The 26240-nt window shown below is 68.8% G+C and carries 22 protein-coding genes; 18 read left to right on the plus strand and 4 right to left on the minus strand.

Annotation, left to right across the window (positions count from 1 at the left end):
* Window positions 1–72 precede the first annotated feature (72 nt).
* Together AC2H6A_RS06295 and map are read right to left on the minus strand one after the other, a co-directional pair.
* The gene (locus tag AC2H6A_RS06295) at window positions 73–2631 is read right to left on the minus strand and encodes a [protein-PII] uridylyltransferase (RefSeq protein WP_484272315.1); all 2559 of its coding nucleotides are present in this window, start codon (window positions 2629–2631) and stop codon (window positions 73–75) included.
* An 88-nt stretch (window positions 2632–2719) separates the two neighbouring features.
* On the minus strand, window positions 2720–3580 hold the full coding sequence (gene map, locus AC2H6A_RS06300) for a type I methionyl aminopeptidase (protein WP_484272296.1): 861 nt from the start codon (window positions 3578–3580) through the stop codon (window positions 2720–2722).
* 131 nt (window positions 3581–3711) lie between these two features.
* Between map and rpsB the strand changes: the two genes are divergently transcribed.
* The 16 genes from rpsB (at window position 3712) to AC2H6A_RS06380 (ending at window position 19256) form a co-directional block, all read left to right on the plus strand.
* Complete coding sequence (gene rpsB / locus AC2H6A_RS06305; RefSeq protein WP_484272297.1) at window positions 3712–4455, plus strand: 30S ribosomal protein S2; 744 nt, start codon at window positions 3712–3714, stop codon at window positions 4453–4455.
* Between the two features lie 158 nt (window positions 4456–4613).
* Window positions 4614–5540 carry a translation elongation factor Ts gene (gene tsf / locus AC2H6A_RS06310; RefSeq protein WP_484272298.1) on the plus strand — a complete coding sequence of 309 codons (927 nt, stop codon included), beginning with the start codon at window positions 4614–4616 and terminating at the stop codon, window positions 5538–5540.
* A 90-nt stretch (window positions 5541–5630) separates the two neighbouring features.
* Entirely contained in the window at window positions 5631–6383 is a 753-nt protein-coding gene (pyrH, locus tag AC2H6A_RS06315) for a UMP kinase (protein ID WP_484272316.1), read from the plus strand.
* Window positions 6384–6411: 28 nt separating this feature from the next.
* Complete coding sequence (frr, locus tag AC2H6A_RS06320; RefSeq protein ID WP_484272299.1) at window positions 6412–6972, plus strand: ribosome recycling factor; 561 nt, start codon at window positions 6412–6414, stop codon at window positions 6970–6972.
* Between the two features lie 31 nt (window positions 6973–7003).
* The gene (gene uppS, locus AC2H6A_RS06325) at window positions 7004–7768 is read left to right on the plus strand and encodes a polyprenyl diphosphate synthase (protein ID WP_484272300.1); all 765 of its coding nucleotides are present in this window, start codon (window positions 7004–7006) and stop codon (window positions 7766–7768) included.
* A 46-nt stretch (window positions 7769–7814) separates the two neighbouring features.
* Complete coding sequence (locus AC2H6A_RS06330) at window positions 7815–8693, plus strand: phosphatidate cytidylyltransferase (RefSeq protein WP_484272301.1); 879 nt, start codon at window positions 7815–7817, stop codon at window positions 8691–8693.
* A 16-nt stretch (window positions 8694–8709) separates the two neighbouring features.
* Window positions 8710–9903 (plus strand): 1-deoxy-D-xylulose-5-phosphate reductoisomerase, encoded by a 1194-nt coding sequence (gene ispC / locus AC2H6A_RS06335; protein WP_484272302.1) that lies wholly within the window; start codon window positions 8710–8712, stop codon window positions 9901–9903.
* Window positions 9904–9950: 47 nt separating this feature from the next.
* A complete protein-coding gene (gene rseP, locus AC2H6A_RS06340; RefSeq protein ID WP_484272303.1) occupies window positions 9951–11309 on the plus strand; it encodes an RIP metalloprotease RseP in 1359 nt (452 codons plus the stop codon).
* Window positions 11309–13624, plus strand: a complete 2316-nt coding sequence (bamA, locus tag AC2H6A_RS06345; RefSeq protein ID WP_484272304.1) for an outer membrane protein assembly factor BamA — start codon at window positions 11309–11311, stop codon at window positions 13622–13624. The genes rseP and bamA overlap by 1 nt, the downstream gene beginning before the upstream one ends.
* A gap of 100 nt (window positions 13625–13724) precedes the next feature.
* Complete coding sequence (locus AC2H6A_RS06350) at window positions 13725–14186, plus strand: OmpH/Skp family outer membrane protein (RefSeq protein ID WP_484272317.1); 462 nt, start codon at window positions 13725–13727, stop codon at window positions 14184–14186.
* A gap of 9 nt (window positions 14187–14195) precedes the next feature.
* Window positions 14196–15308: a UDP-3-O-(3-hydroxymyristoyl)glucosamine N-acyltransferase gene (gene lpxD, locus AC2H6A_RS06355; protein ID WP_484272305.1), complete on the plus strand. Its 1113-nt coding sequence runs from the start codon at window positions 14196–14198 to the stop codon at window positions 15306–15308.
* Between the two features lie 2 nt (window positions 15309–15310).
* Window positions 15311–15778, plus strand: a complete 468-nt coding sequence (gene fabZ, locus AC2H6A_RS06360; RefSeq protein WP_484272306.1) for a 3-hydroxyacyl-ACP dehydratase FabZ — start codon at window positions 15311–15313, stop codon at window positions 15776–15778.
* Window positions 15775–16575: an acyl-ACP--UDP-N-acetylglucosamine O-acyltransferase gene (lpxA, locus tag AC2H6A_RS06365; RefSeq protein WP_484272307.1), complete on the plus strand. Its 801-nt coding sequence runs from the start codon at window positions 15775–15777 to the stop codon at window positions 16573–16575. Before fabZ ends, lpxA begins: the two co-directional genes overlap by 4 nt.
* A gap of 5 nt (window positions 16576–16580) precedes the next feature.
* Window positions 16581–17741, plus strand: coding sequence for a lipid-A-disaccharide synthase (gene lpxB, locus AC2H6A_RS06370; protein WP_484272308.1), 1161 nt, complete (start codon window positions 16581–16583; stop codon window positions 17739–17741).
* A 1-nt stretch (window position 17742) separates the two neighbouring features.
* The gene (gene rnhB, locus AC2H6A_RS06375) at window positions 17743–18387 is read left to right on the plus strand and encodes a ribonuclease HII (protein WP_484272309.1); all 645 of its coding nucleotides are present in this window, start codon (window positions 17743–17745) and stop codon (window positions 18385–18387) included.
* On the plus strand, window positions 18384–19256 hold the full coding sequence (locus tag AC2H6A_RS06380) for a TrmH family RNA methyltransferase (RefSeq protein ID WP_484272310.1): 873 nt from the start codon (window positions 18384–18386) through the stop codon (window positions 19254–19256). Before rnhB ends, AC2H6A_RS06380 begins: the two co-directional genes overlap by 4 nt.
* Before the next feature lie 11 nt (window positions 19257–19267).
* On the opposite strand, the gene ppsR is transcribed toward AC2H6A_RS06380, so the two are convergent.
* Complete coding sequence (gene ppsR, locus AC2H6A_RS06385) at window positions 19268–20092, minus strand: posphoenolpyruvate synthetase regulatory kinase/phosphorylase PpsR (protein WP_484272311.1); 825 nt, start codon at window positions 20090–20092, stop codon at window positions 19268–19270.
* Between the two features lie 245 nt (window positions 20093–20337).
* Between ppsR and ppsA the strand changes: the two genes are divergently transcribed.
* The gene (ppsA, locus tag AC2H6A_RS06390) at window positions 20338–22764 is read left to right on the plus strand and encodes a phosphoenolpyruvate synthase (RefSeq protein ID WP_484272312.1); all 2427 of its coding nucleotides are present in this window, start codon (window positions 20338–20340) and stop codon (window positions 22762–22764) included.
* 73 nt (window positions 22765–22837) lie between these two features.
* Here the strand turns inward: ppsA and AC2H6A_RS06395 are convergent, their stop codons facing one another.
* On the minus strand, window positions 22838–23971 hold the full coding sequence (locus AC2H6A_RS06395) for a branched-chain amino acid ABC transporter substrate-binding protein (protein WP_484272313.1): 1134 nt from the start codon (window positions 23969–23971) through the stop codon (window positions 22838–22840).
* A 164-nt stretch (window positions 23972–24135) separates the two neighbouring features.
* On the opposite strand from AC2H6A_RS06395, the gene AC2H6A_RS06400 reads away from it, so the two are divergent.
* A complete protein-coding gene (locus AC2H6A_RS06400; protein ID WP_484272314.1) occupies window positions 24136–26052 on the plus strand; it encodes a putative nucleotidyltransferase substrate binding domain-containing protein in 1917 nt (638 codons plus the stop codon).
* The last annotated feature ends 188 nt before the right edge of the window (window positions 26053–26240 follow it).

Raw genomic sequence — 26240 nt, forward strand, 5'->3', positions numbered from 1 at the left:
GCACCGCATCCTGGGCGAGTTCGTGCGGCAGGCGGCGCAGCAGGGCTGACCGACGCAAGCGGCTCTCTCGTCTCAGGCCTGCAGCGCAGCCAGCAGGTCGGTCTCGAGCGCGATCTGTTCACGAGCCTTGGCGAGCGAAGGCCCGTCCACCAGGAACATGTCCTCCACCCGTTCCCCCAGGGTGCTGACCCGCGCGGTGCGCAGGTTCACGCCGTGGCGGGCCAGCACGCGGGCAATGCCGTAGAGCAGCCCGGTGCGGTCATTGGCGGTGACGGCGAGCAGATAGTGCTGGCCGCGCTCGTCGGGCCGAAGGTCCACCGTGGGCTGGATCGGGAAGTAGCGCGAGCGCCGGGAGATGCGCCCGCGCACCGGCGGCGGCAGCGGTGCATCGGCACTCATGCGCTCGACCAGTTCGGCCTCGATCAGCGGCAGGATGTCGCGGTAGTGAATGCCCGAGCCGGGATCGACCACCAGGAAGCTGTCGAGCGCATAGCCATGGCGCGTGGTGTGCACCCGGGCATCGAGCACCGAGAGGTTGCGGCTGTCGAAGAAGCCGCAGATGCGCGCGAAGATCTCGGGCCGGTCCGGCTGGTAGACCACCACCTGGAAGCCCTCGCCGATCGGCGCCAGCCGGGTGCGCACGACCGGCACGGTGGTGTCGGTGTGGGGGTGCAGCACGCGGGTGTGCCAGGCGACATCGGCCGCGTCGGTGCGCATGAAGTAGGGCGCATCCAGTTGCGACCAGAATCGGGCGTAGCGTTCCTCGGGCACCGCGTAGAGGTTCAGGATGCGATGCGCTTCCTCGCGCAGCGAATCGAGCGCGGAATCGGCCTGCGGTGCCTCGCCGGCCAGCACGCGACGGGTGGCCTGGTACAGGTCCTGCAGCAGCTTGCCCTTCCAGGCATTCCAGACTTTAGGGCTGGTGCCGCGGATGTCGGCTACCGTGAGCAGGTAGAGCGCGGTGAGACGCTCCTGGTTGCCCACCAGCTGCGCGAAGGCGAGCACCACGTCGGGGTCGCTGAGATCCTGCTTCTGGGCCACCGATGACATGGTGAGGTGGTGCTCCACCAGGAACACCACCAGGCTGGTGTCGTCCTCGCTCAGGCCGTGCGCGCGGCAGAAGCGGGCGGCGTCCACCTGGCCGAGTTCGGAGTGGTCGCCGCCGCGACCCTTGGCGATGTCGTGGTAGAGCGCCGCGATGTACAGCCGCCACGGCGCCGGGAAGCCGGCCATCAGCTGGCTGCAGAACGGGTACTCGTGCACATGCTCGGCCATCGTGAAGCGGCGCAGGTTGCGCACCACCATCAGGATGTGCTGGTCGACCGTGTACACATGGAACAGGTCGTGCTGCATGCGGCCGACGATGCGGCGGAACTCCGGCAGGTAACGGCCAAGCACCGACCACTGGTTCATTCGCCGCAGCACACGCGTGACGCCACGCGGTTGCTGCAGCAGCTTCAGGAACAGCGCCCGGTTGGCCGGATCGCGGCGGAAGGCCGCGTCGATCCGGGTACGCGCATGCCAGATCGCCCGCAGCGTGGGCGCGCTGATGCCGCTGAGCTCGGCGTGGCTGGCCAGCACCAGGAATGCCCGCAGGATGGCCGCCGGATCACGCTCGAAGAGTTGCGGGTCGATGATGTCGAGCAGGCCGAGCTGGTTGCGGAACTCGTGATCGATCGGCTCGGGCTGGGCATCGGGCTGGGGGTGCAGCGCCGCCTCCAGGTTCTGCAGCAGGATGGCGCTCATCTGGGTGACGGTCTTGGCCGCCCAGAAATAGCGCTGCATGAGCTCCTCGGAGGCCGCCCGAGGATTCTCATCGCCCATGCCCAGCGCCGCCGCCACCTGGGCCTGCAGGTCAAACACCAGCCGGTCTTCGCGGCGACCCGAGACGATGTGCAGGCAGGCGCGGGTGGCCTGCAGCATGCGTTCGTTGCGGGCCAGGGCGCGGGCTTCCTCGGCGGTGGCCAGGCCCCGGCTGGCCAGCTCCCGCCAGTGGCGCCCGAGCCCCGCGGCCTTGGCCGTCCAGAGCACCACATGCAGGTCGCGCAGGCCGCCCGGGCTTTCCTTGGTGTTGGGCTCCAGGCTGTAGGGGGTGTCCTCGTATTTCACATGACGCTGACGCATCTCCAGGCGCTTGGCCGTGAAGAAGGCGGCCGGATCGCGGGCCCGATCCAGGCGCGCCAGGAGAGCCTGCAGGCGCTCGGCATCGCCAGCGAGCCAGCGGGCCTCGAGCAGGCTGGTCTGCACGGTGATGTCGGCCGCTGCCTCGCTCAGGCACTCCTCGGCGCTGCGCACGCTGTGGCCGATGGCCAGACCGGCATCCCAGCAGGCACCCACGAAGGCCTCGGTGGCCGCATCGGCACCCGGCTCGGGCGTGGCAGGGGTGAGCACCAGCAGGTCGACATCCGAGTGCGGGTAGAGCTCACCGCGGCCGTAACCGCCCACCGCCGCGAGCACTGCACCGCGCGGCATGGCCGCCGCCAGCCAGAGCTCGCGCACGCACTGGTCGGTGGCCGCCGTCAGCCGCGTGAGCAGGCGGGAAGGGCGACGATCCTGGCGGAAGGCCTCGATCGCCTGCTCGCGCCGTTCGCGACAGGCCTGCCGGATGGCGGCGATGGCGGCTTGCGTCAGACCGGCGGCCAGGCCGCCGTCGCCTTGCGCAGCCGGACCCGGCCGGGTGGGGTCGTCGGGGATCGACACGGCCACGCAGCGCGGCCGCTCAGGCCGGCGTGGACCCGACGGGCTCGGGCACCGGCGGGCGCGCGGGCATGCCCGCCGACACGGTCAGCACCTCGTACCCGGTCTCGGTGACCAGCACGGTGTGCTCCCACTGGGCCGAGAGGCTGTGGTCCTTGGTGACGATGGTCCAGCCATCGGCCATCTCGCGGATCTCGCGCCGGCCGGCGTTGACCATGGGCTCGATGGTGAAGATCATGCCGGCCTGCAGCCGCTCGCCGGTGCCCGGGCGGCCGTAGTGCAGGATCTGCGGCTCCTCGTGGAAGCGCCGGCCGATGCCGTGGCCGCAGAACTCGCGCACGATGGAGTAGCCGGCAGCCTCGGCATGGCGCTGGATGGCGTGGCCGATGTCACCGAGCGTGGCGCCGGGGCGGACCTGGCCGATGCCGATCCACAGGCATTCATGGGTGATGTCGCACAGGCGGCGCGCCGCGATGGAGGGCTCACCCACCACGAACATCCGGCTGGTGTCGCCGTGGAAGCCGTCCTTGATCACCGTGATGTCGATGTTCACGATGTCGCCGTTGCGCAGCACCTTCTCGCCCGGAATGCCGTGGCACACCTGGTGGTTCACCGAGGTGCAGATCGACTTGGGGTAAGGCGAGTAGCCCGGTGGTGCGTAGTTGAGCGGCGCCGGGATGGTGTTCTGCACCTCCACCATGTAGCGGTGGCACAGGGCGTCGATGTCGCCGGTGGTGATGCCGGGCTTGACGAACGGGGCGATGTAGTCGAGGACCTCGGCCGCCAGGCGGCCGGCGATCCGCATCGCGGCGATGTCGTCGGGTGTCTTCAGGGTGATTGCCATGCTATGATTATAGGTTAGCTCGCGCCGCCATGCGCTCATGGTGTGGCCGGTTCGGGTGGCATCAATCGCGCGCGGCGCTCTCCAGGGTCCTTGCACTGCCTTCGGGTGGTGGGGGCACGGCCGGACGGCCAGGGCACCGCGTCAGTCAAAACCCTGACAGGAGTCAAACCATGTCCGTCACCATGCGGGAAATGCTCGAGGCCGGCGTTCATTTCGGCCACCAGACGCGGTTCTGGAATCCCAAGATGGCCCCGTTCATTTTCGGTCATCGCAACAAGATCCACATCGTCAATCTGGAAAAGACCCTGGTCATGTACCAGGACGCCATGAAGTACCTGCGCAAGCTGTCGGCCAATCGCGGCAGCATCCTCTTCGTGGGCACCAAGCGCCAGGCGCGCGAGATCATGGCCGAGGAAGCCGCCCGTGCCGGCATGCCTTATGTCGACCAGCGCTGGCTCGGTGGCATGCTCACCAATTTCAAGACGGTCAAGGGCTCGATCAAGCGTCTCAAGGACATGGAAGCGATCATGGCCGAGGGCGGTCTCGAGCGCATGTCCAAGAAGGAAGGCCTGACCTTCCAGCGCGAACTCACCAAGCTCAACCAGAGCCTGGGCGGCATCAAGGACATGGTGAGCCTGCCCGATGCGCTCTTCGTGATCGACGTCGGTTACCACAAGATCGCCATCACCGAGGCCAACAAGCTCGGCATCCCGGTGATCGCGGTGGTCGACACCAACCACACCCCCGAGGGCATCGACTACGTCATCCCCGGCAATGACGACTCCGGCAAGGCCATTCGCCTCTACGCCCGTGGCGCGGCTGATGCCGTGCTCGAGGGCCGCAATGCCGCGATCCAGGAGATCGTGCAGGGCGAGAGCACCGAGGAGTTCGTCGAGGTGGCCGCCAGCGAGTAAGCCCGCGGGCCGGGGTGTGCCGCACGGCACGCACCGGCCGCCCGCAGGGCGGCGCGCGGCTTTCGGCCGGCGCCATGACACCGCCCCGCCAGGGGGCCTCAGTCAGTGTCGGGGGCGCCTGCGCGGCGTCCCGTCACCTTTCAAACCGGAGATCTGAAATGGCGGAAATCACCGCGAGCATGGTCAAGGAACTGCGCGAGAAGACCGACGCGCCCATGATGGAGTGCAAGAAGGCGCTCACCGAGGCCGGTGGCGACATGGCCCGGGCCGAGGAGATCCTGCGGGTCAAACTCGGCAACAAGGCATCCAAGGCGGCCACCCGCGTGACCGCGGAAGGCGTGGTCGGCGTGCACCTGTCGGCCGATGGCCGCAGCGGCGCGATCGTCGAACTCAACTGCGAGACCGACTTCGTCGCCAAGAACGACGACTTTCTCGCGCTTGCCGCCACCCTGTCGCAACTGGTGGCCGAACACAACCCGGCCGACGTGGCGGCGCTCTCGGCGCTGCCCTGCAACGGCCAGACCGTCGAGGCGGTGCGTACCGCGCTGGTGGGCAAGATCGGCGAGAACCTGAGCATCCGGCGCTTCCGCCGCTTTGCCACCGATGCCCGCCTGGCCAGCTATGTCCACGGCGGCGCCAAGATCGGCGTGCTGCTCGAGCTCGCCGGTGGCGACGAGACCCTGGCCCGCGATCTGTCCATGCACATCGCCGCCAGCAAGCCCAAGGCAGTGTCCCGCGACGGCGTGGCCGAGGCTGACATCGCCCGCGAGCGATCGATCGCCGAGCTCAAGGCGGCCGAGGAGCAGCAGAAGGCCGCCGCCGAGGGCCGCCCGGGCAAGCCGCCCGAGATCATTGCCAAGATGATCGAAGGCTCGGTGCAGAAGTTCCTCAAGGAGAACACCCTGCTGGGCCAGCCCTTCGTCAAGGACGACAAGCTGACCGTCGAGCAGCTGCTCAAGCAGCGCGGTGCCCAGGTGCGTGACTTCGCCCTGTTCATCGTCGGTGAGGGCATCGAGAAGAAATCGAACGACTTTGCCGCGGAAGTGGCCGCCCAGGCGGCCGCAGCGGCTGCGGCGGGTCGCTGATTTCCGCGATAATCGGTCCGGAGTCCAACAGCGCCATCCGCCGCCTGCCCGGCGGGTGGCCATCTCACCGGAGGACGATGGGTGAACACCGTGCCGATCAACCGCAGCCCTGAACACCCGGGCGTCGCCGGCAGCCCGGCCTACCGCCGGGTGCTGCTCAAGCTCTCGGGCGAGGCCCTGATGGGCGATGACGCCTACGGGATCAACCGCCAGACCATCGACCGCATGGTCGCCGAGATCGCCGGTGTGGTTGCCCTCGGCATCGAACTCGCGGTGGTCATCGGCGGCGGGAACATCTTCCGTGGCGTGGCGCCGGGCGCCTCCGGCATGGATCGCGCCACGGCCGACTACATGGGCATGCTGGCCACGGTCATGAATTCGCTGGCGCTGCAGGATGCCCTGCGGCAGGTTGGCGTGGTGGCTCGCGTGCAGTCGGCACTGAAGATCGAGCAGGTGGTCGAGCCCTACATCCGGCCCAAGGCGCTGCGCTATCTCGAGGAGGGCAAGGTGGTCATCTTCGCGGCGGGCACCGGCAATCCCTTCTTCACCACCGACACGGCTGCGGCGCTGCGCGGTGCCGAGATGGGCGCCGAGATCGTGCTCAAGGCCACCAAGGTCGACGGTGTGTACACCGCCGATCCGGCCCGTGACCCCGCCGCAGTGCGCTACCACCGCATCAGCTTCGACGACGCCATCGGCCGCAACCTCAAGGTGATGGACGCCACCGCCTTTGCGCTTTGCCGGGATCAGCGCCTGCCGATCAAGGTCTTCTCCATCCTGAAGGAGGGTGCGCTCGCCCGTGTCTTGCGCGGCGAGGACGAGGGCACGCTGGTGCACGTCTGAGCCCTTCCTCTGTTTCTCCGGAGCCAACATGAGCATTGCCGAAGTCCGCAAGTCCGCCGATCAGAAGATGCAGAAGTCGATCGAGTCGCTGAAGACCAGCCTCGCGCGCATCCGCACCGGGCGCGCCCATGCCGGCATCCTCGATCATGTCCAGGTCGACTACTACGGCAGCCCGGTGCCCATCAACCAGGTGGCCAATGTCACCCTGGTCGACGCCCGGACCATCGGGGTCTCCCCCTGGGAAAAGAAAATGGCCGGCCCGATCGAGAAGGCCATTCGCGATGCCGGCCTCGGGCTCAATCCCGTGTCCATGGGTGAGCTCATCCGCATCCCGATGCCGCCGCTGTCCGAGGAGCGCCGGCGCGAGCTCACCAAGGTGGTCAAGGGCGAGGGCGAGCATGCCCGAGTGGCGGTGCGCAACCTGCGCCGGGAGGCCAACGAGCAGCTGAAAAAGCTGCTCAAGGACAAGACCATCTCCGAGGATGAGGAGCGGCGCGCGCAGGACGATGTGCAGAAGCTCACCGACCGGTTCGTCGCCGAGGTCGACAAGCTGCTCGCGACCAAGGAACAGGAGATCATGACGATCTGATCGTCCGCCATCCCGGCAAGCCGCATCCATCATGGCCGACTTCACCAGCTCCACCACTGCCGTCCCCGAGGTCGGCGCGGTGCCCCGGCATGTGGCCATCATCATGGACGGCAACGGCCGCTGGGCCACGTCGCGCATGCTGCCGCGCTTCGCCGGTCATGTGCGGGGCGTGGAGGCGGTACGGCGGGTGGTCGAGGCCTGTCACCAGCGCGGTGTCGGGCACCTGACGCTGTTCGCGTTCAGCTCCGAGAACTGGCGCCGGCCACCCGACGAGGTGGCCCTGCTCATGCGGCTGTTCATCCGCACCCTGCAACGCGAGATCACCGAACTGGCCGCGCGCGGCATCCGGCTTCGGGTGGTGGGTGACATCCAGGCCTTCGAGCCGCGGCTGCGTGACCTGATCCTCGAGTCCACCGCCCGGGCACCGGCCAACGAGCGCATGGTGCTCACGGTGGCGGCCAACTACGGGGGGCGCTGGGACATCCTGCAGGCCATGCGGCGCATGCTGCTTGCGCACCCCGAGCTCGCCGCCGATCCTGCCGCCATCACGGAGCCGGCCTTCGAGCCCTATCTGGCCATGGCCGGCCTGCCGGAGCCCGACCTGTTCATCCGCACCGGTGGCGAGCAGCGCATCAGCAACTTCCTGCTCTGGCAACTGGCCTACACCGAGCTCTACTTCACCGAGACCTACTGGCCGGACTTCGATGGCGCCGCCATCGATGCGGCCTTCGCCTCCTATCGCCAGCGCGAGCGGCGCTTCGGCCGCACCAGCGCCCAGCTCGGAGCCGGTCGATGAGTCGCGGGCGCCGTCGCCTCAACCTGCGGCGGGGACGCTGAGCGCCATGCTCGGCCAGCGCGTCATCACGGCTGTGGCGCTGCTGGCGGTGCTCCTGCCCTCGATCTTTCTCGCCCCGGTCTGGGTCTGGGGAGCGGTGTCGCTCGCCTTCCTGTCGCTGGCCGCGGCCGAATGGGTGAGTCTGCTGCCCGCCGGGCAGGGCGGCTCGCCCCGGGCCCAGGCCGCAGCCTGGCTGCCGTCGCGCGGCTGGCCCCTGGCCGCGCTGCTCGCGCTGGCCGGCGTGTCGGCGCTGGTCTGGCGTCAGGATCATCCCTGGCCCTCAGGCCTGCTCGTGGCGCTCATGGCGGTGCTCACCGTGTTCTGGCTGGTGGCCGGGCCCCTGCACCTGCGCCGCCACGACGCGCAGGGCGCCGGTCAGGTGCTGATCGGCCTGCTGCTTTTCGGCTGCTGGCTGGCGCTGTTCGAGCTGCGCCAGATCGGCGCGGTGGCGCTGCTCTCGGGCATGGCGGTGGTCTGGGTCGCCGATATCGCCGCCTACTTCAGCGGTCGTGCCTTCGGGCGGCGCAAGCTCGCGCCGGCGATCAGCCCGGGCAAGACCTGGGAAGGGGTCGCTGGCGCCCTGGTCGCGGTGATCGTCATCGGCCTGGCGCTGGGCCTGTTCGGCGATCCGGCCTGGCTGCGCGAGTCGCAGCCGCTGCCGGCGGTGCTGGTGCGGGGCATCGGCATCCCGGGGGCGGCGCTGGTGCTGGCGGGCATCGTCGCCCTGTCCATCGTCGGTGACCTTCACGAGTCACTGCTCAAGCGTCAGGCCGGGGTCAAGGACAGCAGCCGCCTGTTGCCCGGCCACGGCGGCGTGCTCGACCGCATCGATGCCCTGATCCCCACCATGCCGGTGGTGCTGCTCATCTACGAACTGCTGCGCTGACACCAGAGAGGCCGCAATGCCCGTCCAGGCGATCACCATTCTCGGAGCCACCGGCTCCATCGGCGCCAGCACGCTCGATGTCATCGCGCGGCACCCCGATCGCTATCGGGCGCACGCGCTCACCGCCCACACCCGGGTCGAGGAGCTCGCCGCGCTGTGCCGTCGGCATCGACCCGCCTGGGCGGTGGTCGGCAGTGCCGCCGACGCCCGCCGGCTGAGCCTGCTCCTGGCCGGTGAGGGCATCGAGATCGGCCACGGGCCCGAGGCCCTGGCGGCCGTGGCCAGTGCGCCGGCCGTCGACGCGGTGATGGCCGCCATCGTGGGCGCCGCCGGTCTCGCTCCCACGCTGGCTGCCGCGCGCGCCGGCAAGCGCATCCTGCTCGCCAACAAGGAATCGCTGGTGATGGCAGGCGATCTTTTCATGGGCGTGTGCCGTGCCAGCGGTGCCCGGGTCCTGCCCATCGACAGCGAGCACAACGCGGTCTTCCAGTGCATGCCGCCCGGCGTGCAGTCCGGCGATGCCGCACCCGCGGGCAGCGGCGTTCGGCGCATCCTGCTCACCGCCTCGGGTGGCCCGTTCCGCCGGCGCAGTCTGGCCGAGATGCATGCGGTCACGCCGGAAGACGCCGTGGCGCATCCCAACTGGAGCATGGGCCGAAAGATCTCGGTCGACTCCGCGACCATGATGAACAAGGGCCTCGAGGTCATCGAGGCGCACTGCCTGTTCGGGCTGCCCTCGTCGTGTCTCGATGTGGTGGTGCACCCGCAAAGCGTCATCCACTCCCTGGTCGAATACCACGACGGCTCCATGCTCGCCCAGCTCGGCAACCCCGACATGCGCACCCCGATCGCCCATGCGCTTGCCTACCCCGAGCGCGTGGACAGCGGCGTGGCCTCGCTCGACCTCGCCCAGCTGGCCCGCCTCGACTTCGAAGCCCCCGACACCACGCGCTTCCCCTGCCTGCGGCTGGCCCGCGAGGCCCTCGAAGCCGGCTCCGGTGCTTCCTGCGTGCTCAATGCCGCCAACGAGATCGCGGTCGCCGCCTTCCTCGATCGTCGCATCGGTTTCACTCGGATCGCCGATGTGGTCGAATCCACCCTTCAATCCCTGGGCAGTGCCGCCTCGCCGGTCTCCATCGAGGCGGCGGTCGAGATCGACGCCCAGGCCCGGCGTCATGCGGCGGCCGACGTGCTGGCCCGGGCGGCCTGAGGCACTGGCTTGCCGGCTTCCTTCGCCTACCCATTGCAGGACTGATCATGTTCCAGACCCTGTTGGCCTTTCTGGTCGCGCTCACCCTGCTGGTGTTCGTCCATGAGCTCGGTCACTACCTCGCGGCACGCTGGTGCGGCGTCAAGGTGCTGCGCTTCTCGGTCGGCTTCGGCCCCTCGCTCTTCACCTGGCGGGTCGGGCCCGACCGCACCGAGTGGACCCTTTCGGCCATCCCGCTCGGTGGCTACGTCAAGATGCTCGATGAGCGCGAGCAGGGCAGCGACGCGATCCCCGCCGCCGATCTGCCGCGCGCCTTCACCCGGCAGTCGCTGGGGCGCCGTGCCTTCATCGTGGTGAGCGGGCCGCTGGCGAATTTCATCCTCGCCATCGGCCTGTATGGCGTGATCAACCTGATCGGTGTCGACGAGCCGGCGGCCGTGGTGGCCTCGCCGCCGGCGGCCACCGCGGCGGCGCAGGCCGGCTTCACCGGCGGCGATCGGCTGGTTTCCATCGACGGTCGCGATGTGCGCTCCTGGAACGAGGTCCGCCTGCACTTCATCGATGGCCTGATCGAGCGTCGGCCGGTGGCCATCGGGGTGGCGCGTGGCGCCGAGCAGGTCACCCTCAGCCTGGCCACCGATGGTCTGCCGCCGGGTGAGCTCGAGCGCGACTTCCTGCGCACGCTGGGCCTGGAGCTCGGCGGTGGCCGCGTCCGGATCGCCAGCGTCTCGGGCGGGTCGGCGGCAGAGCGCGCCGGCTTGCGCGCGGGCGATGAGGTCACGCTCGCGGCCGGCGTGCCCATCACCCGGCCCTCACAGCTCATCGATCTCATCCGTGCCAACCCCGGACGCCCGGTCGGCCTCGACATCGAACGCGAAGGCCTGACGCTGCGCATCGAGGTCACGCCTGATGCGGCCACCTCCGATCGGCCCGGCGAGCAGGGTCAGACCATCGGCCGGATCGGCGCGGGCATCGGTGCGCGGGTGGCGATGGTCGATGTCCGTTACGGCCCGCTGGAATCGCTGCAGCGCGCGGTGGTGCGCACCTGGGACATGTCGGTGTTCTCGCTGCGCATGCTCGGCAAGATGCTCGTGGGCGAGCTCAGCTGGCGCAACCTCAGCGGCCCCGTGGCCATTGCCGACTATGCCGGGCAGAGCTCGCGCGTGGGCTGGTATGCCTACCTCGGTTTCCTGGCGCTCATCTCGATCAGCCTCGGGGTGCTCAACCTGCTGCCGGTCCCGGTGCTCGACGGAGGGCATTTGGTATATTACGGCGTCGAGGCCATCCGGGGTCGCCCGCTGTCCGAGCGCTCCCTTGAACTCACCCAGAAAGCAGGCCTGGCCGTCATCGGGCTCATGATGGCGGTGGCCCTGTTCAACGATCTCAGCCGCCTGATCGGATCCTGATGCGATTTCCGCGCTACTGGCGCGGCGCTGCCGCGAGGCGCCTTTTCCAGGCGTGCGCGGCGGTCGCCGTGTGGCTTCTGGCCCAGTCGGCCTTCGCATTCCAGCCCTTCGTCGTCCGCGACATCCGCATCGAGGGGGCGCAGCGAACCGAGGCCGGCACCGTCTTCGGGTACCTGCCGGTCAAGGTCGGTGACACCCTCACGCCCGACAAGGCCATCTCGGCCACCCGGGCGCTCTACGCCACCGGCTTCTTCAAGGATGTCCGGCTGGAGGTCGACCGCGATGTGCTGGTGGTGGTGCTCGAGGAGCGCCCGGCCGTGGCCACCATCGACATCACCGGCACCAAGGAGTTCGACAAGGACACCATTCGCCGCGCCCTTCGTGACATCGGCCTGGCCGAAAGCCGTGTGTTCGACCGCAGCCTGCTCGAGCGTGGCGAGCAGGAGCTCAAGCGCCAGTACCTGTCGCGTGGCAAGTACGCGGTCCAGGTCACCAGCACGGTCACGCCGCTCGAGCGCAACCGGGTGGGCATCACGCTGGCGGTCGAGGAGGGTGACACTGCCGGCATCCGCAGCATTGCCGTCGTGGGCAACAAGGCCTTTTCCGAGGCGGTCCTGCTCGACCAGTTCAAGCTGACCATCCCCAACTGGCTCACCTGGTACACCAAGACCGACCGCTACGCCCGCGAGAAACTCGCCGGTGATCTCGAGACCCTGCGCTCGTTCTACCTCGACCGCGGCTACCTGGAGTTCTCCCTCGATTCCACCCAGGTCTCGATCACGCCCGACAAGGAGGCCGTGCACATCGTGCTCGGCATCACCGAGGGCGGGCTGTTCAAGGTCAGCGGCATCAACCTCGGCGGCCAGCTTCTGGGCCGTAAAGACGAGCTCGCGCGTCTGGTGCAGCTCAAGCCGGGCGATGTGTTCTCGGGCCGCAAGCTGGCCGAGTCCAACCGGCTGATCAGCGAGCGCCTGGGGGCGCTGGGCTACGCGTTTGCCAATGTGAACGCGGTGCCGCAGATCGACCGCGACAAGCGCGAGGTCGCCTTTGATGTGCTGGTCGATCCCGGTCGCCGGGTGTACGTGCGGCGCATCAACATCTCGGGCAACGCGCGTACCCGGGATGAGGTCATCCGCCGCGAGTTGCGCCAGTTCGAGGATGCCTGGTACGACGCCGAGAAGATCCGGCTGTCGCGCGAGCGGATCGGTCGGCTGGGCTATTTCGTCGATGTGCGCATCGACAATTCGCCGGTGCCCGAGGCACCCGATCAGATCGATCTGAATGTGGTGGTTCGCGAGCAGGCAACCGGCGCCATCAACTTCGGCGTGGGCATTTCCACCGCCGAAAAGCTCATCCTGTCGGCGTCCATCAACCAGCAGAACTTCCTCGGCTCCGGTCAGTCGCTGGGTTTTGATGTCAATACCAGCCGCATCAACCGGACCGTGAACCTGTCCTTCACCGATCCGTACTTCACGCAGGACGGCATCAGCCGCAGCTTTGATCTCTACAGCCGCACCTTCAATGCCTCGGCGCTGAACCTGGGTGACTATCGCTGGCGCAGCAGCGGGGCCGGCATCCGCTTCGGGGTGCCCTACACCGAGGTCGATCGGGTCTCGGTCGGGCTGGTCTTCGAGAACAACACCCTGGAACTCGGCGACAACCCGCCTCAGCGTTTCAAGGATTATGTGGCGGCATTTGGCGAGAGCAGCAACGCGCTGCTGGCCAACCTCGGCTGGCGGCGTGACTCCCGTGACAGTGCCTTCGCGCCCACCCGCGGCCATCTCAATACCGCCAATCTCGAGATCACGCTGCCCGCGGCCGATCTGCGCTACTACCGCACCACCTACAACCATCAGACCTTCCTGCCGATCACCAAGGACTACACGCTGGCCCTGAACGCCGATGTCGGCATCGGTCGCGCGATGGGCGGCAACATCTATCCGCTCTTCAAGAACTTCTACGCCGGCGGCATCGGCAGCGTGCGCGGCTTCTCCCAGTCATCGCTCGGTCCGCGTGATCCGGTCGACAATGTGCCGCTGGGCGGACAGACCCGCCTGGTGGGCAGCGCCGAGTTCATCTTTCCGCTGCCCGGCACGGGCAATGACCGCAGCTTCCGGTCCTTCGTGTTCCTGGACGTGGGCAATGTGTTCTCGGCCGGCCAGATCGATCTGAGCACCATGCGCGCGTCCACCGGCATCGGTCTCAACTGGGCAAGCCCGATCGGACCGATGAAGATCGGCTTCGGTTTCCCCCTGCGCCGACAGGAGGGTGACCGCCTGCAGCGGATGCAGTTCCAGATCGGCTCGGGTTTCTGAGGAGTTAACTGTGCGACAATCCGCGGCCATGCGATTCCCCTTCCAGAGCCCCTTCCTGAAGTCGGTCTGCCGCACCGGTCTGCTGGTGCTTGGCCTGTCGATGACAGCCCAGCCGGTGGCCGCGCAGGAATTTCGTCTGGGGTTCGTGAACACCCAGCGCATCCTGCGCGATGCCGAGCCGGCCAAGGCAGCCCAGCGCAAGATCGAGGCCGAGTTCGGCAAGCGCGACAAGGAGCTGCAGGATCTGGCCGCACGGCTCAAGTCGCTGAGCGAGCGGCTCGAGCGCGATGCCGCGGTCATCAGCGAGTCCGAACGCACCCGTCGGCAGCGTGAATTCGCCGAACTCGAGAAAGACTTCCAGCGCAAGCAGCGCGAGTTCCGCGAGGACCTCAACCAGCGCCAGAACGAGGAAGTGCAGCAGCTCATCGATCGGGCCAATCGCATCATTCGCCAGATCGCCGAGCAGGAGAAGTTCGATCTGATCGTCCAGGATGCGGTGTACTGGAATCCCCGCATCGATGTCACCGACAAGGTCCTGCGGGCGCTGTCCACCGCCAAGTGAGGCCCATCCATGGGGCCTGAGGCATCGTCGGGTTTCACCGCCGCTGAACTGCAAGCCCAACTCGGCGGCGAACTGATCGGCGCGGCACCGGATCGCCGGCTGCTTCGGCTGGCCTCCCTCGAAAGCGCGGGGCCCGACGATCTCAGCTTCCTGGCGTCCTCCCGGCTGCGCAGCCAGGCTGCACGGTGCCGGGCCGGGCTTTTCATCGTGTCGGCGGCACTGACCGAGGCGCTTCCCGCCGCAGCCGGGCGGCTGGTGGTTCCCGACCCCTACGCGGCCTATGCGGCCGCCTCGCGTTGGCTGCAGGCCCGTCAGCAGGCTGCGCCCGTGGCCGGTCTCAGGCATCCGGGGGCGGTGATCCATCCCCAGGCCCGCGTGCATCCTCTGGCCAGCATCGGCCCGGGGGCCGTCATCGAGGCCCAGGCCGAGGTGGGCGAGGGCGCCCTGATCGGTGCCCAGGCCTTCATTGGCGCGGGCGCGCGTATCGGCGCACGCACGGTGCTGCACCACCGCGTCACGGTCTACCACGACTGCCAGATCGGTGCCGACTGCATCATCCACGCCGGAACCGTGATCGGCGCCGACGGCTTCGGTTTTGCGCCCGGAGCGCAGGGCTGGGCCAAGATCGCCCAGCTCGGCCGGGTGGTCATCGGCAATGCCGTGGAGATCGGTGCCAACTGCGCCATCGATCGGGGCGCGCTCGACGACACCCTGATCGGTGACGGCTGCAAGCTCGACAACCTGATCCAGGTGGGCCACAACGTGCGCATCGGCGAACACACCGCCATTGCCGGCTGTGTCGGTATCGCCGGCAGCGCAGTGATCGGCCGGCGCTGCATGATCGGCGGCGGGGCAGGCATCCTCGGCCACCTCAGCGTGTGCGACGGCGCGGTCATCTCGGCCATGAGCCTGGTCACCCGCTCGGTGACCGAGCCCGGCCTGCACACCGGTGTGTTCCCGCTCATGCCCAACGCGCAGTGGGAGCGGGCGGCCGCCACGCTCAAGCAGTTGCCCGCGATGCGCCAGCGGCTTCGCGAACTCTCGGCAGGCGCCAGCGCGCCCGACACCCGGCCCGACGGGCCTTCACCCCAGGGCCCTTCGGCCACCGAATCCAGGGATTGACCATGACTCAGCTCGATATCCGGGCCATCCTCGAGCACCTGCCGCACCGCTACCCCTTTCTGCTGATCGACCGGGTGCTCGAGCTCGAGAAGGGCAAGCGGATCGTCGCCATCAAGAACGTCACGATCAACGAGCCGTTCTTCGTCGGACATTTCCCGCACATGCCGGTGATGCCCGGCGTGCTGCAGATCGAGGCGCTTGCGCAGGCCGCCGGCATCCTGTCCTTCCAGACCATGGGACGCGTCTCCGACGACCAGTCTGTCTATTACTTCGTGGGCATCGACAGTGCCCGCTTCAAGCGTCCGGTCGTGCCGGGCGATCAGCTCCGGCTCGAGGTGGAGATCGTGCGGGTTGCGCGCTCGATCTGGAAGTACGCCGGCAAGGCCACGGTCGATGGCCAGGTGGCTGCGCAGGCCGAGCTGATGTGCACCCTGCGACAGATCGACCCGCCGGCGGAGAGTCCGCAATGAGCCGTATCCACCCCAGCGCCCTGGTGGCTGCCGGGGCCGAACTCGATGCCGATGTCACCGTGGGCCCGTTCTCGGTGATCGGCCCCGAGGTGCGCATCGGCGCAGGCAGCGTCATCGGGCCTCATGTGGTGATCGATGGCCACACCAGCCTGGGCCGCAACAACCGGGTGTTCCCGTTCGCCTCGCTGGGCGCCGATCCCCAGGACAAGAAGTACCGCGGTGAGCCCACCCGTCTGGAAATCGGCGATGGCAACACCTTCCGCGAATCGGTCACCGTCAACCGCGGCACCGTGCAGGATGGCGGCGTCACGCGCATTGGCGATGACAACTGGATCATGGCCTATGTGCACATCGCGCATGACTGCATGGTGGGCAGCCACACCATCTTCGCCAACAGCACCAACCTCGGCGGGCATGTGCACATCGGTGACTGGGTGATTCTTGGCGGCGCCTCCGGGGTGCATCAGTTCTGCAAGATCGGTGCGCACGCCATGACCGCCGTCGGCTCGGTGGTGCTGCATGATGTGCCGCCCTTCGTGATGGTCTCCGGCAACACCGCCTCGGCCCATGGCATCAACGCCGAAGGCCTCCGGCGTCGCGGGTTCTCGCCGGAGCGCATCCATGCCATCCGGCGCGCCTACAAGCTCGTCTACAAGGAGGGCCTCACCCTGGCCGAGGCCCGCGCAGCCCTGTCTGGCGAGGCCGTTGCGCGCATCGACCCTGACGGCTCGGCCGCGGGCGATCTCGCCCTGCTCGCGGCCTTCCTCGACCAGGTCACCCGCGGCATCGTCCGCTGACCGGCATGGGCCCGGGCGCGCGGCAACTGGCGGTGGTGGCCGCGGAGGCTTCTGGCGACCTGCTCGCCAGCAGCGTGCTGCGCGGCTTGCGCGCTGATGTCAGCGGCGCGCCCCTGCAGGCGGCCGGCATCGGTGGCCCGGCCATGCTGGCCGAGGGTTTCGAGGCCTGGTGGTCGATCGAGGCGCTGTCGGTGCGTGGCTATGTGGAGGTGCTGCGCGAATATCCCCGATTGCTTCGGCTGCGCCGCGATCTGCGCGAACGGGTGCTGGCCTGGCGTCCCGGCCTGTTCCTGGGGGTGGACGCGCCCGACTTCAATCTCGACCTCGAGCGCGGCCTGCGCGCGGCCGGCATTCCCACGGCGCACTTCATCGGCCCCTCGGTGTGGGCCTGGCGGCGCGAGCGCCTGAGCCGCATCCGCGAGGCGGTCGACCACATGCTGCTGGTCTTCCCCTTCGAGCCCGACATCTATGCCGCAGCCGGCATCCCGGCCACCTATGTCGGGCATCCGCTGGCCGATGCGATTCCTGGGACGCACACCCGGGCCTCGGCCCGGCGCGATCTCGGACTGCCGGATTCGGCCACGGTGGTGGCCTTGCTCCCGGGCAGTCGGGCCGCCGAACTGCGCAGCATGGCGGCGGTCTTTCTCGACACTGCCGACTGGCTCGCGCGCCAGCGGCCCGAGTTGCGATTCGTCCTGCCGGCGGCGGGGGAGCATCGCTATCGCACCCTGCGCGCGATGCTGGCGGCGCGAGCGGGCGGTGGCGCTTCGGTGCTGCTGACCGAGGGCCGCTCGCACGAGGCGCTGGCGGCCTGCGACACCGCGCTGGTGGCCAGCGGCACGGCCACGCTCGAGACCGCGCTCTTCCGACGGCCGATGGTGATCGCCTATCGCATGCCCACCCTGAGCTACCTGATCATGCGCCGCATGGGCTACCTGCCCTGGATCGGACTGCCCAACATCCTGTGCCAGGACTGGGTGGTGCCCGAGTTCATCCAGTCGGCGGCCACCGCACCGGCGATGGGGGCCGCACTGCTCGCCCAGCTCGACGACCCGGCCGGACGCGAGCGCATCGCCAGCCGTTTCGAGGCGCTGCACCACAGCCTGCGGCAGGATTGCGCCTCGCGCTGCGCCGCGGTGCTGGGCGAGTTGATGGCCAGGCGCTGACATGGGCAATGCCGTGTCTGCATCACCGGAGCAGCCCGGGCTCTTCGCGCCCGATCCGTCCCGGGTCTGCGGGGTCGACGAGGCCGGCCGCGGCCCACTGGCCGGGCCGGTGTTCGCCGCCGCGGTCATGCTGCATCCGGCGCGGCCCATCACCGGGTTGCGCGACTCCAAGCAGCTCTCGGCCGCGAGGCGCGAGGTGCTTGCCGCGCAGATCCGCGAGCAGGCGCTGGGCTGGGCGGTGGCCAGCGCCTCGGTGGCCGAGATCGATGCCCTGAACATCCTGGGCGCCACGCTGCTGGCGATGCAGCGCGCGGTGCAGGCGCTGCCGATGGCGCCCACCCTCGCACTGATCGACGGCAACCGGGCTCCGCGTCTGGCCTGCGAGCTGCGTCTGATCGTGGGCGGGGATGCCCTCGAACCGGCGATCTCGGCTGCTTCCATCCTGGCCAAGACCGAGCGAGACCGGCTCATGCAGACGCTCCACGATCGCCACCCCGAGTACGGTTTCGATCGCCACAAGGGCTACGGCTCGGCCGCGCACCTGCGCGCGCTGGCGCAGTTCGGTCCCTGCGAGCACCACCGGCGCAGTTTCGCGCCGGTACGCGCCGCGCTGGCCGGGGCGGATCACGGAGTGGCCCGGCCATGACCCGCCGCCTGAGCTCGCGCGACAATCCACTGCTGCGCCAGCTGGTGCGCATCGTCGAGTCCTCGCGGGAGCGGCGCCAGCTCGGGGTGAGCTTCATCGAGGGCGTGCATCTTTGCGCCGCCTATCTGGCGCGGGTCGGTCGTCCGCGGCTTGCGCTGGTCACGCCTGACGCCCGGATGCATCCCGAGGTGATGGCCCTGCTCGGGGCACTCGCCCGGGCCCCGGTGGGCGCCCCGCAGGCCGCTGCACGCGAAGCCACCGCGCCCATCGAGGGCCTGCCCGCAGGCACGGCGCCGGTGGAGATCACCGCGCCGCTGTTCGCGCTGCTCAGCCAGGTCGAGAAGGGCATCGGCGTGGCGTTCCTGATCGACACGCCTCGTACCGCGCTGCCGGAGCGACTGGACGCCGACGGCGTCTATCTCGACGGCCTGCAGGATCCCGGCAATGTCGGCACCATCCTGCGCAGCTGCGCGGCTGCCGGCGTGGGCCGGGTGCTCACCGCGCCGGGCACGGTCTGGTGCTGGTCACCCAAGGTGCTGCGTGCCGGCATGGGCGCGCACTTCGGGCTCACCATCCATGAATCGGTGTCCTGGCCCGAGGTGCTCGCCCGCCTTTGCCTGCCGGTGCGCGCCACGGCGCCGCGGGCTGCGCTGAGTGTCTGGCAGGCTGATCTGCGCCCGCCCGCCCTGTGGGTGTTCGGACAGGAGGGGCAGGGAATCGACCTCGAGCGTGACGCGCCCGCGCTGAGCTGGATCGGCATCCCTCAGGAGCCGGCGGTGGAATCGCTCAATGTGGCCGCCGCGGTGGCGGTATGCCTGTTCGAGCAGCGCCGCCAGCGGCAGCCCGTGGGCCCGACGCCGGCGGCCTGAGCCGCGCGCGCTCAGCGCAGTTCGAGCTCCTGCAGCACGGTGGCGGCGATCTCCTCGATCGACTTGGTGGTGCTCGACAGCCAGCGGATGCCTTCCCGGCGCATCATCGCCTCGGCTGCACCCACCTCGGCGCGGCAGTTCTCGATGGAGGCGTAGCGGCTGTTGGGGCGGCGCTCGAAGCGCACCTCCGCCAGGCGATCTGGTGCGATCGACAGGCCGAACAGTTTGCTGCGGTGCCGGTAGAGCACCTCCGGCAGCCGGCCGCGATCGAAGTCCTCGGGAATCAGCGGATAGTTCGCCGCCTTGATGCCGTGCTGCATGGCCAGGTACAGGCTGGTGGGCGTTTTGCCGCAGCGCGACACACCCACCAGGATCACATCGGCCTTCTCCAGGCCGGTGTTCGACTGCCCGTCATCGTGGGCGAGCGAGAAGTTGATCGCCTCGATGCGCCGCTGGTACTGCCCCGAGTCGGTGGCGGTGTGCGAGCGGCCGATCCGATGGGTGGAGCGCACCCCGAATTCGTTTTCCAGCGGCTCCACGAAGTTGGCGAACAGGTCGATGCACATCGCCGGCATGTCGCGCAGTTCGCGACTGATCTCGGGATTGACCAGGGTGCTGAACACGATCGGCCGAACGCCGTCGATCTCGCCCTGCTGGCGAATGCGGTTGACCGCCTCGCGCGCCTTCGCGGTGGAATCGGTGAAGGGCAGGCGGATCTCCCGCAGGCGGATGCCTTCGAACTGGCTGAGCAGGGAGTGCCCGAAGGTCTCGGCGGTGATGCCGGTGCCGTCGGAGACGTAGAAGACCGATCGGTCCGCGGGGGGCTGGTCAGGCATGGTGTTGGCCGGCGGGCGAGCCGGATCAGGAAGGAGACCGGTCATTTTCGTGCCCCCGGCGCTGCGCCGCAGTAAGATTCCGGGGCTGGCGTTCCGAGTGTTGCAGTCGCGCCCCAGCCCGGCCGATCAGGCATCAGCGCCGATCAGTCGCCGGGGCCCGACTACAGCGCTTGGCCGGTAGGTGCGGCAGGGTGCCGCGCCGCCGTGTCCATGGCCCCCGCTTTCCAACATGCCAGGACTTTTCCATGAACCGTTTCGATGGGCGATTCGTCGTCGCTCTCGAGGACTTGCGCATGACCGATGTCAAATCGGTCGGCGGCAAGAATGCCTCGCTGGGTGAACTGATCAGCCAGTTGTCCGCCTCGGGCGTGCGCGTACCGGGCGGCTTTGCCACCACCGCGGAGGCCTTTCGCGACTTCCTCACCCACAACCGCCTCACCGAGCGCATCGCGGCCCGACTCGAGGGATTGAACACCGAGGATGTCAAGGCGCTCGCCGCCTGCGGCGCCGAGATCCGTGCCTGGGTGATCGAGAGCCCGCTGCCGGCCCGACTCGAGGCCGGCATCCGCGAGCACTATGCCCGCCTCGAGGCCGAGTCCGGCGGTCCGGTGTCGGTGGCGGTGCGCTCCTCGGCCACCGCCGAAGACCTGCCCGACGCCTCGTTCGCCGGCCAGCAGGAGACCTACCTGAACATCACCGGCATCGACTCGGTGCTCGAGCGGGTCCGGCATGTGTTCGCCTCGCTCTACAACGACCGGGCGATCTCCTACCGGGTGCACAAGGGCTTCAGCCATGGGGAGGTGGCCCTGTCGGCCGGTGTGCAGCGCATGGTGCGCAGCGATCTTGGCGCCTCCGGGGTGATGTTCACCATGGATACCGAATCGGGCTTTCGCGACGCGGTGCTGATCACCAGTTCCTACGGGCTGGGCGAGACGGTGGTGCAGGGCGCGGTCAACCCCGACGAGTTCTATGTCCACAAGCCGATCCTCGCTGCGGGCAAGTACCCGATCGTGCGCCGGCAACTCGGCAGCAAGCTGCTGCGCATGGAGTTCGCCGACCCGGCGGCGGCCGCCGACGGCCCGGAGTCGTCGGTGGGCCGCACGGTGCGCACCGTGGAAACCACCGAGCAGATGCGCTACCGCTATTCGCTGGAGGACAGCGAGGTGATCGAGCTCGCCCGCTATGCCGTCGAGATCGAGCGCCACTATGGGCGCCCCATGGACATCGAGTGGGGACGCGACGGGATCGATGGCCGCATCTACATCCTGCAGGCCCGGCCCGAGACCGTGAAGTCACAGGGCTCGGCGCTGCGCCAGGTTCGCTTCCGCCTGAAGGGCTCCTCCGAGGTGCTTGCCTCCGGCCGTGCCATCGGCCAGAAGGTGGGCGCCGGGCCGGTGCGGGTGATCAACGACGCTGCCGAGATGGAGCGGGTGCAGCCGGGCGATGTCCTGGTGACCGACATGACCGATCCCAACTGGGAGCCGGTGATGAAGCGCGCCTCGGCGATCGTCACCAACCGGGGCGGCCGCACCTGTCACGCGGCGATCATTGCCCGCGAGCTCGGCATCCCGGCGGTGGTCGGTTGCGGCGACGCCACCGACCATCTTCGCGATGGCGCGCTGGTGACCGTGTCCTGCGCGCAGGGTGACACCGGCTTCATCTACGAGGGCCTGCTCGAAACCGAGGTCACCGAGGTCGAGACCGGCGACATGCCCGCGCTGCCGGTCAAGATCATGATGAATGTCGGCAATCCGCAGCTCGCGTTCGAGTTCTGTCAGCTGCCCAATGCCGGGGTCGGGCTTGCCCGCCTCGAGTTCATCATCAACAACCACATCGGCATCCACCCCAAGGCCATCCTCGACTATCCCAATGTCGATCCCGAACTGCGCAAGGCGGTCGAAGGTGTGGCACGCGGCCACAGCACGCCGCGTGCCTTCTTCATCGACCGGCTCACCGAGGGGGTGGCCACCATCGCTGCGGCCTTCTACCCCCGGCCGGTGATCGTGCGGCTGTCCGACTTCAAGTCGAACGAATACCGCAAGCTCATCGGCGGCACGCGCTACGAGCCCGAGGAAGAAAACCCGATGCTCGGCTTTCGCGGCGCGTCACGCTATGTCTCACCCGACTTCCGTGAGTGCTTCGAGATGGAGTGCCGCGCGCTCAAGCGGGTTCGCGACGAGATGGGCCTCACCAATGTCGAACTCATGGTGCCCTTCGTGCGCACCGTGCGCGAGGCGGCTGGCGTGATCGAACTGCTGGCCCGCAACGGCCTGCGCCGGGGAGAGAACGGGCTGCGCGTGATCATGATGTGCGAGCTGCCGTCCAATGCCATCCTGGCTGACGATTTCCTCGCCCACTTCGATGGCTTTTCCATCGGCTCGAACGACCTCACCCAGCTGACGCTGGGCCTTGACCGCGATTCCGGTCTGGTGGCCGAGGGCTTCGATGAACGCGACCCCGCGGTGCTCGCGCTGCTCGAACGCGCGATCGCGGCCTGCAACAAGGCCGGCAAGTATGTGGGCATCTGCGGGCAGGGCCCGTCGGATCACCCTGATTTCGCGGAGTGGCTGATGCAGCAGGGGATCGACTCGATCTCGCTCAATCCCGACACGGTGATTGCCACCTGGAAGCAGCTGGCGGCGTCGCTTCCCCCGCTCGGCCTGGCGGATTGAGCCTGCACGGGGCGGCCGGCAGGCCGCCCCGACGCGCGCGAGCCGCACAGGCCGCGCACGCCGAACGCCCTGATTACTGCACCACGCGCATCTGCTCGCGCTTGCCCGCCTTGTAGGTGTACAGGGTGAGCGCGCCGTTCTTGATGTCGCCCTTCGGGTCGAAGCTGATCTTGCCGGTCACGCCGTCGTGGCTGATCTTGGCGAGTTCCGGCAGGTACTTCTTGGGGTCGGTGGAATTGGCCTTCTGCATGGCCGCCACCATGACCATCGTGGCGTCGTACACATACGGGGCATAGATCTGCACATCGGCGTTGAACTTGGTCTTGAACTTCGCCTTGAAGTCGTCCATGGCCTTGGCCTTGTCGGCCGTCACGCCACCGGCTTCGGCGCAGACCACCTGACCGTCGCCCATGGCGTCGCCCGCGAGCTTGGCGAGTTCACCGGTGCAGATGCCGTCGCCACCCATGAACTTGGCGTTCAGGCCGAGCTGCTTCATCTGGCGCAGCATCGGGCCGGCCACGGCGTCCATCCCGCCGAAGAAGACCAGATCGGGCTTGGCGCCCTTGAGCTTGGTCAGCACGGCGTTGAAGTCGGTGGCCTTGTCGTTGGTGTACTCGCGGCCCACGATCTTGCCGCCGGCGGCCTTGACGGCCTTTTCGAACTCGTCGGCCACGCCCTGGCCGTAGGCGGTGCGGTCATCGATGATCGCGATCGAGGTCGCCTTGGTCTCCTTCACCGCGAAGCGGCCCAGGGTGCCGCCGAGCTGGCCGTCGTGCGCCACCACCCGGAAGGCGGTCGCGAAGCCCTGCTGGGTGTACTTGGGGTTGGTTGCCGAGGGCGAGATCTGCGGGATGCCGGCGTCCTTGTAGAGCCGGGATGCCGGGATGGTCGTGCCCGAGTTCAGGTGACCGATCACGCCGGCGACCTTGGCGTCGACCAGCTTCTGGGCGGCCGCGGTGCCCTGCTTGGGATCGGCCGCATCGTCCTCGGAGAGCAGCTCGAAGCTCACCTCCTTGCCACCGATCTTGATCTTCTTCGCGTTGAGCTCCTCGATCGCGAGCTTGGCGCCATTCTCGTTGTCCTTGCCCAGGTGGGCGATCGCACCGGTCAGTGGCGCGACATGGCCGATCTTGACCACGGTCTGGGCGGCTGCCGGCGCAGATGCCAGCGCGGAAAGGATCGCAATCGTGAGCAGGGAGCGATTCATCGTGTTTCTCCTGGGTGTCTCGGTGGGACTTTGGCGGGGGGCTGCTCCGGGCGTTGACGCCCCGGGCAGGTGCCGGCGGATGCTATCGGTTTTGCTCGGCGCCGGGCAATTGAACCCTGCCAGGCCGCGGGATTCGCGGCCCCCGTCTGCGTTAGGATCGTTGCATGCCCTCGTCAGCCGCGTCCGCCAGCCTGATGGCCTCTGTCGGCCGGTTCCTGGGCGAGCATGCGCCGTTCGCCCAGATGGCATCCGAAGACCGGGATTGGGTCGCGAAGCAGCTCGAGCTGGCCTATTTCGCCGACGGCGAGGTGATCGTGTCCGCGGCACAGGGCGAACCCGACGCCGCCTGGATCGTCCATCGCGGCCAGGTGGCGGCCTGGCGCGACCATGGCGTCGCAGGCCAGGACGAGCCGCTGTTGCAGCTCACCGCCGGGGAGATCTTTCCGGTGGGCGCGCTGCTTGCGCGGCGACCGGTGACCCATCGCTACCAGGCGGTTGGCGATGTCTTCTGCTGGCGCCTGACCCGGGCGCATTTCGACGCGATCGCCAGACGCAGTCCGGTGTTTCTCGATTTCTGTCGACGGCGGCTGGCTGCGTTGCTCGATCTCGCCCGGCAGGATCTGCAGGCCAGCCAGGATGCCCAGGTCGTGCAGTGGCGCGCCATGAGTGAACCGGTGAGCCGTGTGATGCGCGCGCCCGTGCTCAGCTGTGCCCCTGACACCCCGCTGCGCGAGGTCTTCAGGCAGATGGAAGCGCGGCGTGCGGGCTCGGTCCTGGTGCTCGGCCATCAGGCTGTCGGGGCGGAGCCGGCGACGGTCTGCGGCATCTTCACCCGCCACGATGTGATCGCCCGCGTGGCCTTGCCGGGCCTGGCCCTGGATGCGCCGGTGTCGGCGGTCATGTCGGCGCCGGTGCGCTGCATCGATCATCAGGACAGCGTGGCGAACGCCATGCTGGTGATGGCCGAGCAGACCATCCGCCACCTGCCGGTGCTGCGCGGGGGGGCTCTGGTGGGCATCGTCAGCGAGCGCGATCTGTTCGTGCTGCAGCGTCGTGGCCTGCGCCAGATCGGCGATGCGATCCGGCATGCGGGCGAGTTGGGGCCGCTGCGGCAGGCCGCGCAGGACATCCGCGACTGGAGCCTGGCCCTCGTGGCGCAGGGCATCACGCCTGCCTTCGTCACGCGGCTGGTCAGCCGGCTCAATGACCAGCTTGGCGCCCGGCTGATCAGCCTGATCGCCGGCGAGCATGGGGTGAGTCTGGACACGATCTGCTGGCTCGCCCTGGGCAGCGAAGGGCGCGAGGAGCAGACCGTGGCCTCCGATCAGGACAACGCGCTCATCGTCGGTGCCCACTGCCCGACGCCCCTGCCGGCACTGCTTGCGTTCGCGCAGGCCGTCAACCGTGCCCTGGCCGACTGCGGCTTCCCGCTGTGCCGGGGCGAGATCATGGCCGGCAATCCGACCTGGTGCCTCACCGAGTCGCAGTGGGTGCAGTGCTTCGAGCGCTGGATCGAACGGGGTGATCCGCCCGCGCTGCTGCATGCCGCGATCTTCTTCGATCTGCGCCCGATGGCCGGCGCCCGCGCGCTCGGGGCGCGCCTGGGTGAGACGGTTCGCACCATGGCGCGCGCCAATCCCCGCTTTCTCAAGCAGATGGCCGACAACGCCCTGGCGAACCGGCCGCCCGCGGGCTGGACCGCAGGTCTGCTCGACGCCTGGCGCGCGCAGGGGGATCCTCGCATCGACCTGAAGATGCAGGGCACCGTGCCCTTCGTCGATGCCGCCAGGGTGCTGTCCCTGGCGCATGGGGTGGCCGCCACCGGCACCGCAGAGCGCCTGCAGGCGCTGCAGGGCCTGGGCCTGCTCGAGGCAGGTGAGGTGGGCGCCTGGGTCGATGCCTTCCAGTTCCTGCAGGGGCTTCGGCTCAGGGTCCAGGCGCAGGCTCGGCAGGCCGGTGCTGCTCAGCCCAACCACCTCGACCCGGCCAGCCTGTCCGAGCTCGAGCGGCGAATCCTCAAGGAAGCCTTCCGGCAGGCGCGCAAGCTGCAGCAGCGGCTGGCGGTCGACTATCCCGGCTGAATCCGGCGTTCGCGGCCATGAGCGACAAGCCCCGAGCACCCCATCGGCAAACGGATTCGGTGTGGGCGAGGGCGCTGTCAATGATCGTACCGGGCCTGGCCACGTTGCCGCCGCCGCCCCGCCGCTGGGTGGTCTGCGATGTCGAGACCACGGGCCTGGACCCGCGCCGCGACGCGCTGCTCGCCATC

This window comes from Quisquiliibacterium sp., from assembly GCF_982640115.1.

Excerpts from the sequence above, each read along its gene's own strand:
- uppS (WP_484272300.1), top strand. The coding sequence starts at position 7,004 with ATGGCCGACTTCACCAGCTCCACCACTGCCGTCCCCGAGGTCGGCGCG.
- lpxA (WP_484272307.1), top strand. The coding sequence starts at position 15,775 with ATGAGCCGTATCCACCCCAGCGCCCTGGTGGCTGCCGGGGCCGAACTC.
- lpxB (WP_484272308.1), top strand. The coding sequence starts at position 16,581 with ATGGGCCCGGGCGCGCGGCAACTGGCGGTGGTGGCCGCGGAGGCTTCT.
- bamA (WP_484272304.1), top strand. The coding sequence starts at position 11,309 with ATGCGATTTCCGCGCTACTGGCGCGGCGCTGCCGCGAGGCGCCTTTTC.
- ppsR (WP_484272311.1), bottom strand. The coding sequence starts at position 20,092 with ATGCCTGACCAGCCCCCCGCGGACCGATCGGTCTTCTACGTCTCCGAC.
- AC2H6A_RS06330 (WP_484272301.1), top strand. The coding sequence starts at position 7,815 with ATGCTCGGCCAGCGCGTCATCACGGCTGTGGCGCTGCTGGCGGTGCTC.
- AC2H6A_RS06350 (WP_484272317.1), top strand. The coding sequence starts at position 13,725 with ATGACAGCCCAGCCGGTGGCCGCGCAGGAATTTCGTCTGGGGTTCGTG.
- lpxD (WP_484272305.1), top strand. The coding sequence starts at position 14,196 with ATGGGGCCTGAGGCATCGTCGGGTTTCACCGCCGCTGAACTGCAAGCC.
- fabZ (WP_484272306.1), top strand. The coding sequence starts at position 15,311 with ATGACTCAGCTCGATATCCGGGCCATCCTCGAGCACCTGCCGCACCGC.
- ppsA (WP_484272312.1), top strand. The coding sequence starts at position 20,338 with ATGAACCGTTTCGATGGGCGATTCGTCGTCGCTCTCGAGGACTTGCGC.
- rpsB (WP_484272297.1), top strand. The coding sequence starts at position 3,712 with ATGTCCGTCACCATGCGGGAAATGCTCGAGGCCGGCGTTCATTTCGGC.
- frr (WP_484272299.1), top strand. The coding sequence starts at position 6,412 with ATGAGCATTGCCGAAGTCCGCAAGTCCGCCGATCAGAAGATGCAGAAG.
- ispC (WP_484272302.1), top strand. The coding sequence starts at position 8,710 with ATGCCCGTCCAGGCGATCACCATTCTCGGAGCCACCGGCTCCATCGGC.
- rnhB (WP_484272309.1), top strand. The coding sequence starts at position 17,743 with ATGGGCAATGCCGTGTCTGCATCACCGGAGCAGCCCGGGCTCTTCGCG.
- AC2H6A_RS06380 (WP_484272310.1), top strand. The coding sequence starts at position 18,384 with ATGACCCGCCGCCTGAGCTCGCGCGACAATCCACTGCTGCGCCAGCTG.
- tsf (WP_484272298.1), top strand. The coding sequence starts at position 4,614 with ATGGCGGAAATCACCGCGAGCATGGTCAAGGAACTGCGCGAGAAGACC.
- AC2H6A_RS06395 (WP_484272313.1), bottom strand. The coding sequence starts at position 23,971 with ATGAATCGCTCCCTGCTCACGATTGCGATCCTTTCCGCGCTGGCATCT.
- AC2H6A_RS06400 (WP_484272314.1), top strand. The coding sequence starts at position 24,136 with ATGCCCTCGTCAGCCGCGTCCGCCAGCCTGATGGCCTCTGTCGGCCGG.
- rseP (WP_484272303.1), top strand. The coding sequence starts at position 9,951 with ATGTTCCAGACCCTGTTGGCCTTTCTGGTCGCGCTCACCCTGCTGGTG.
- map (WP_484272296.1), bottom strand. The coding sequence starts at position 3,580 with ATGAGCGCATGGCGGCGCGAGCTAACCTATAATCATAGCATGGCAATC.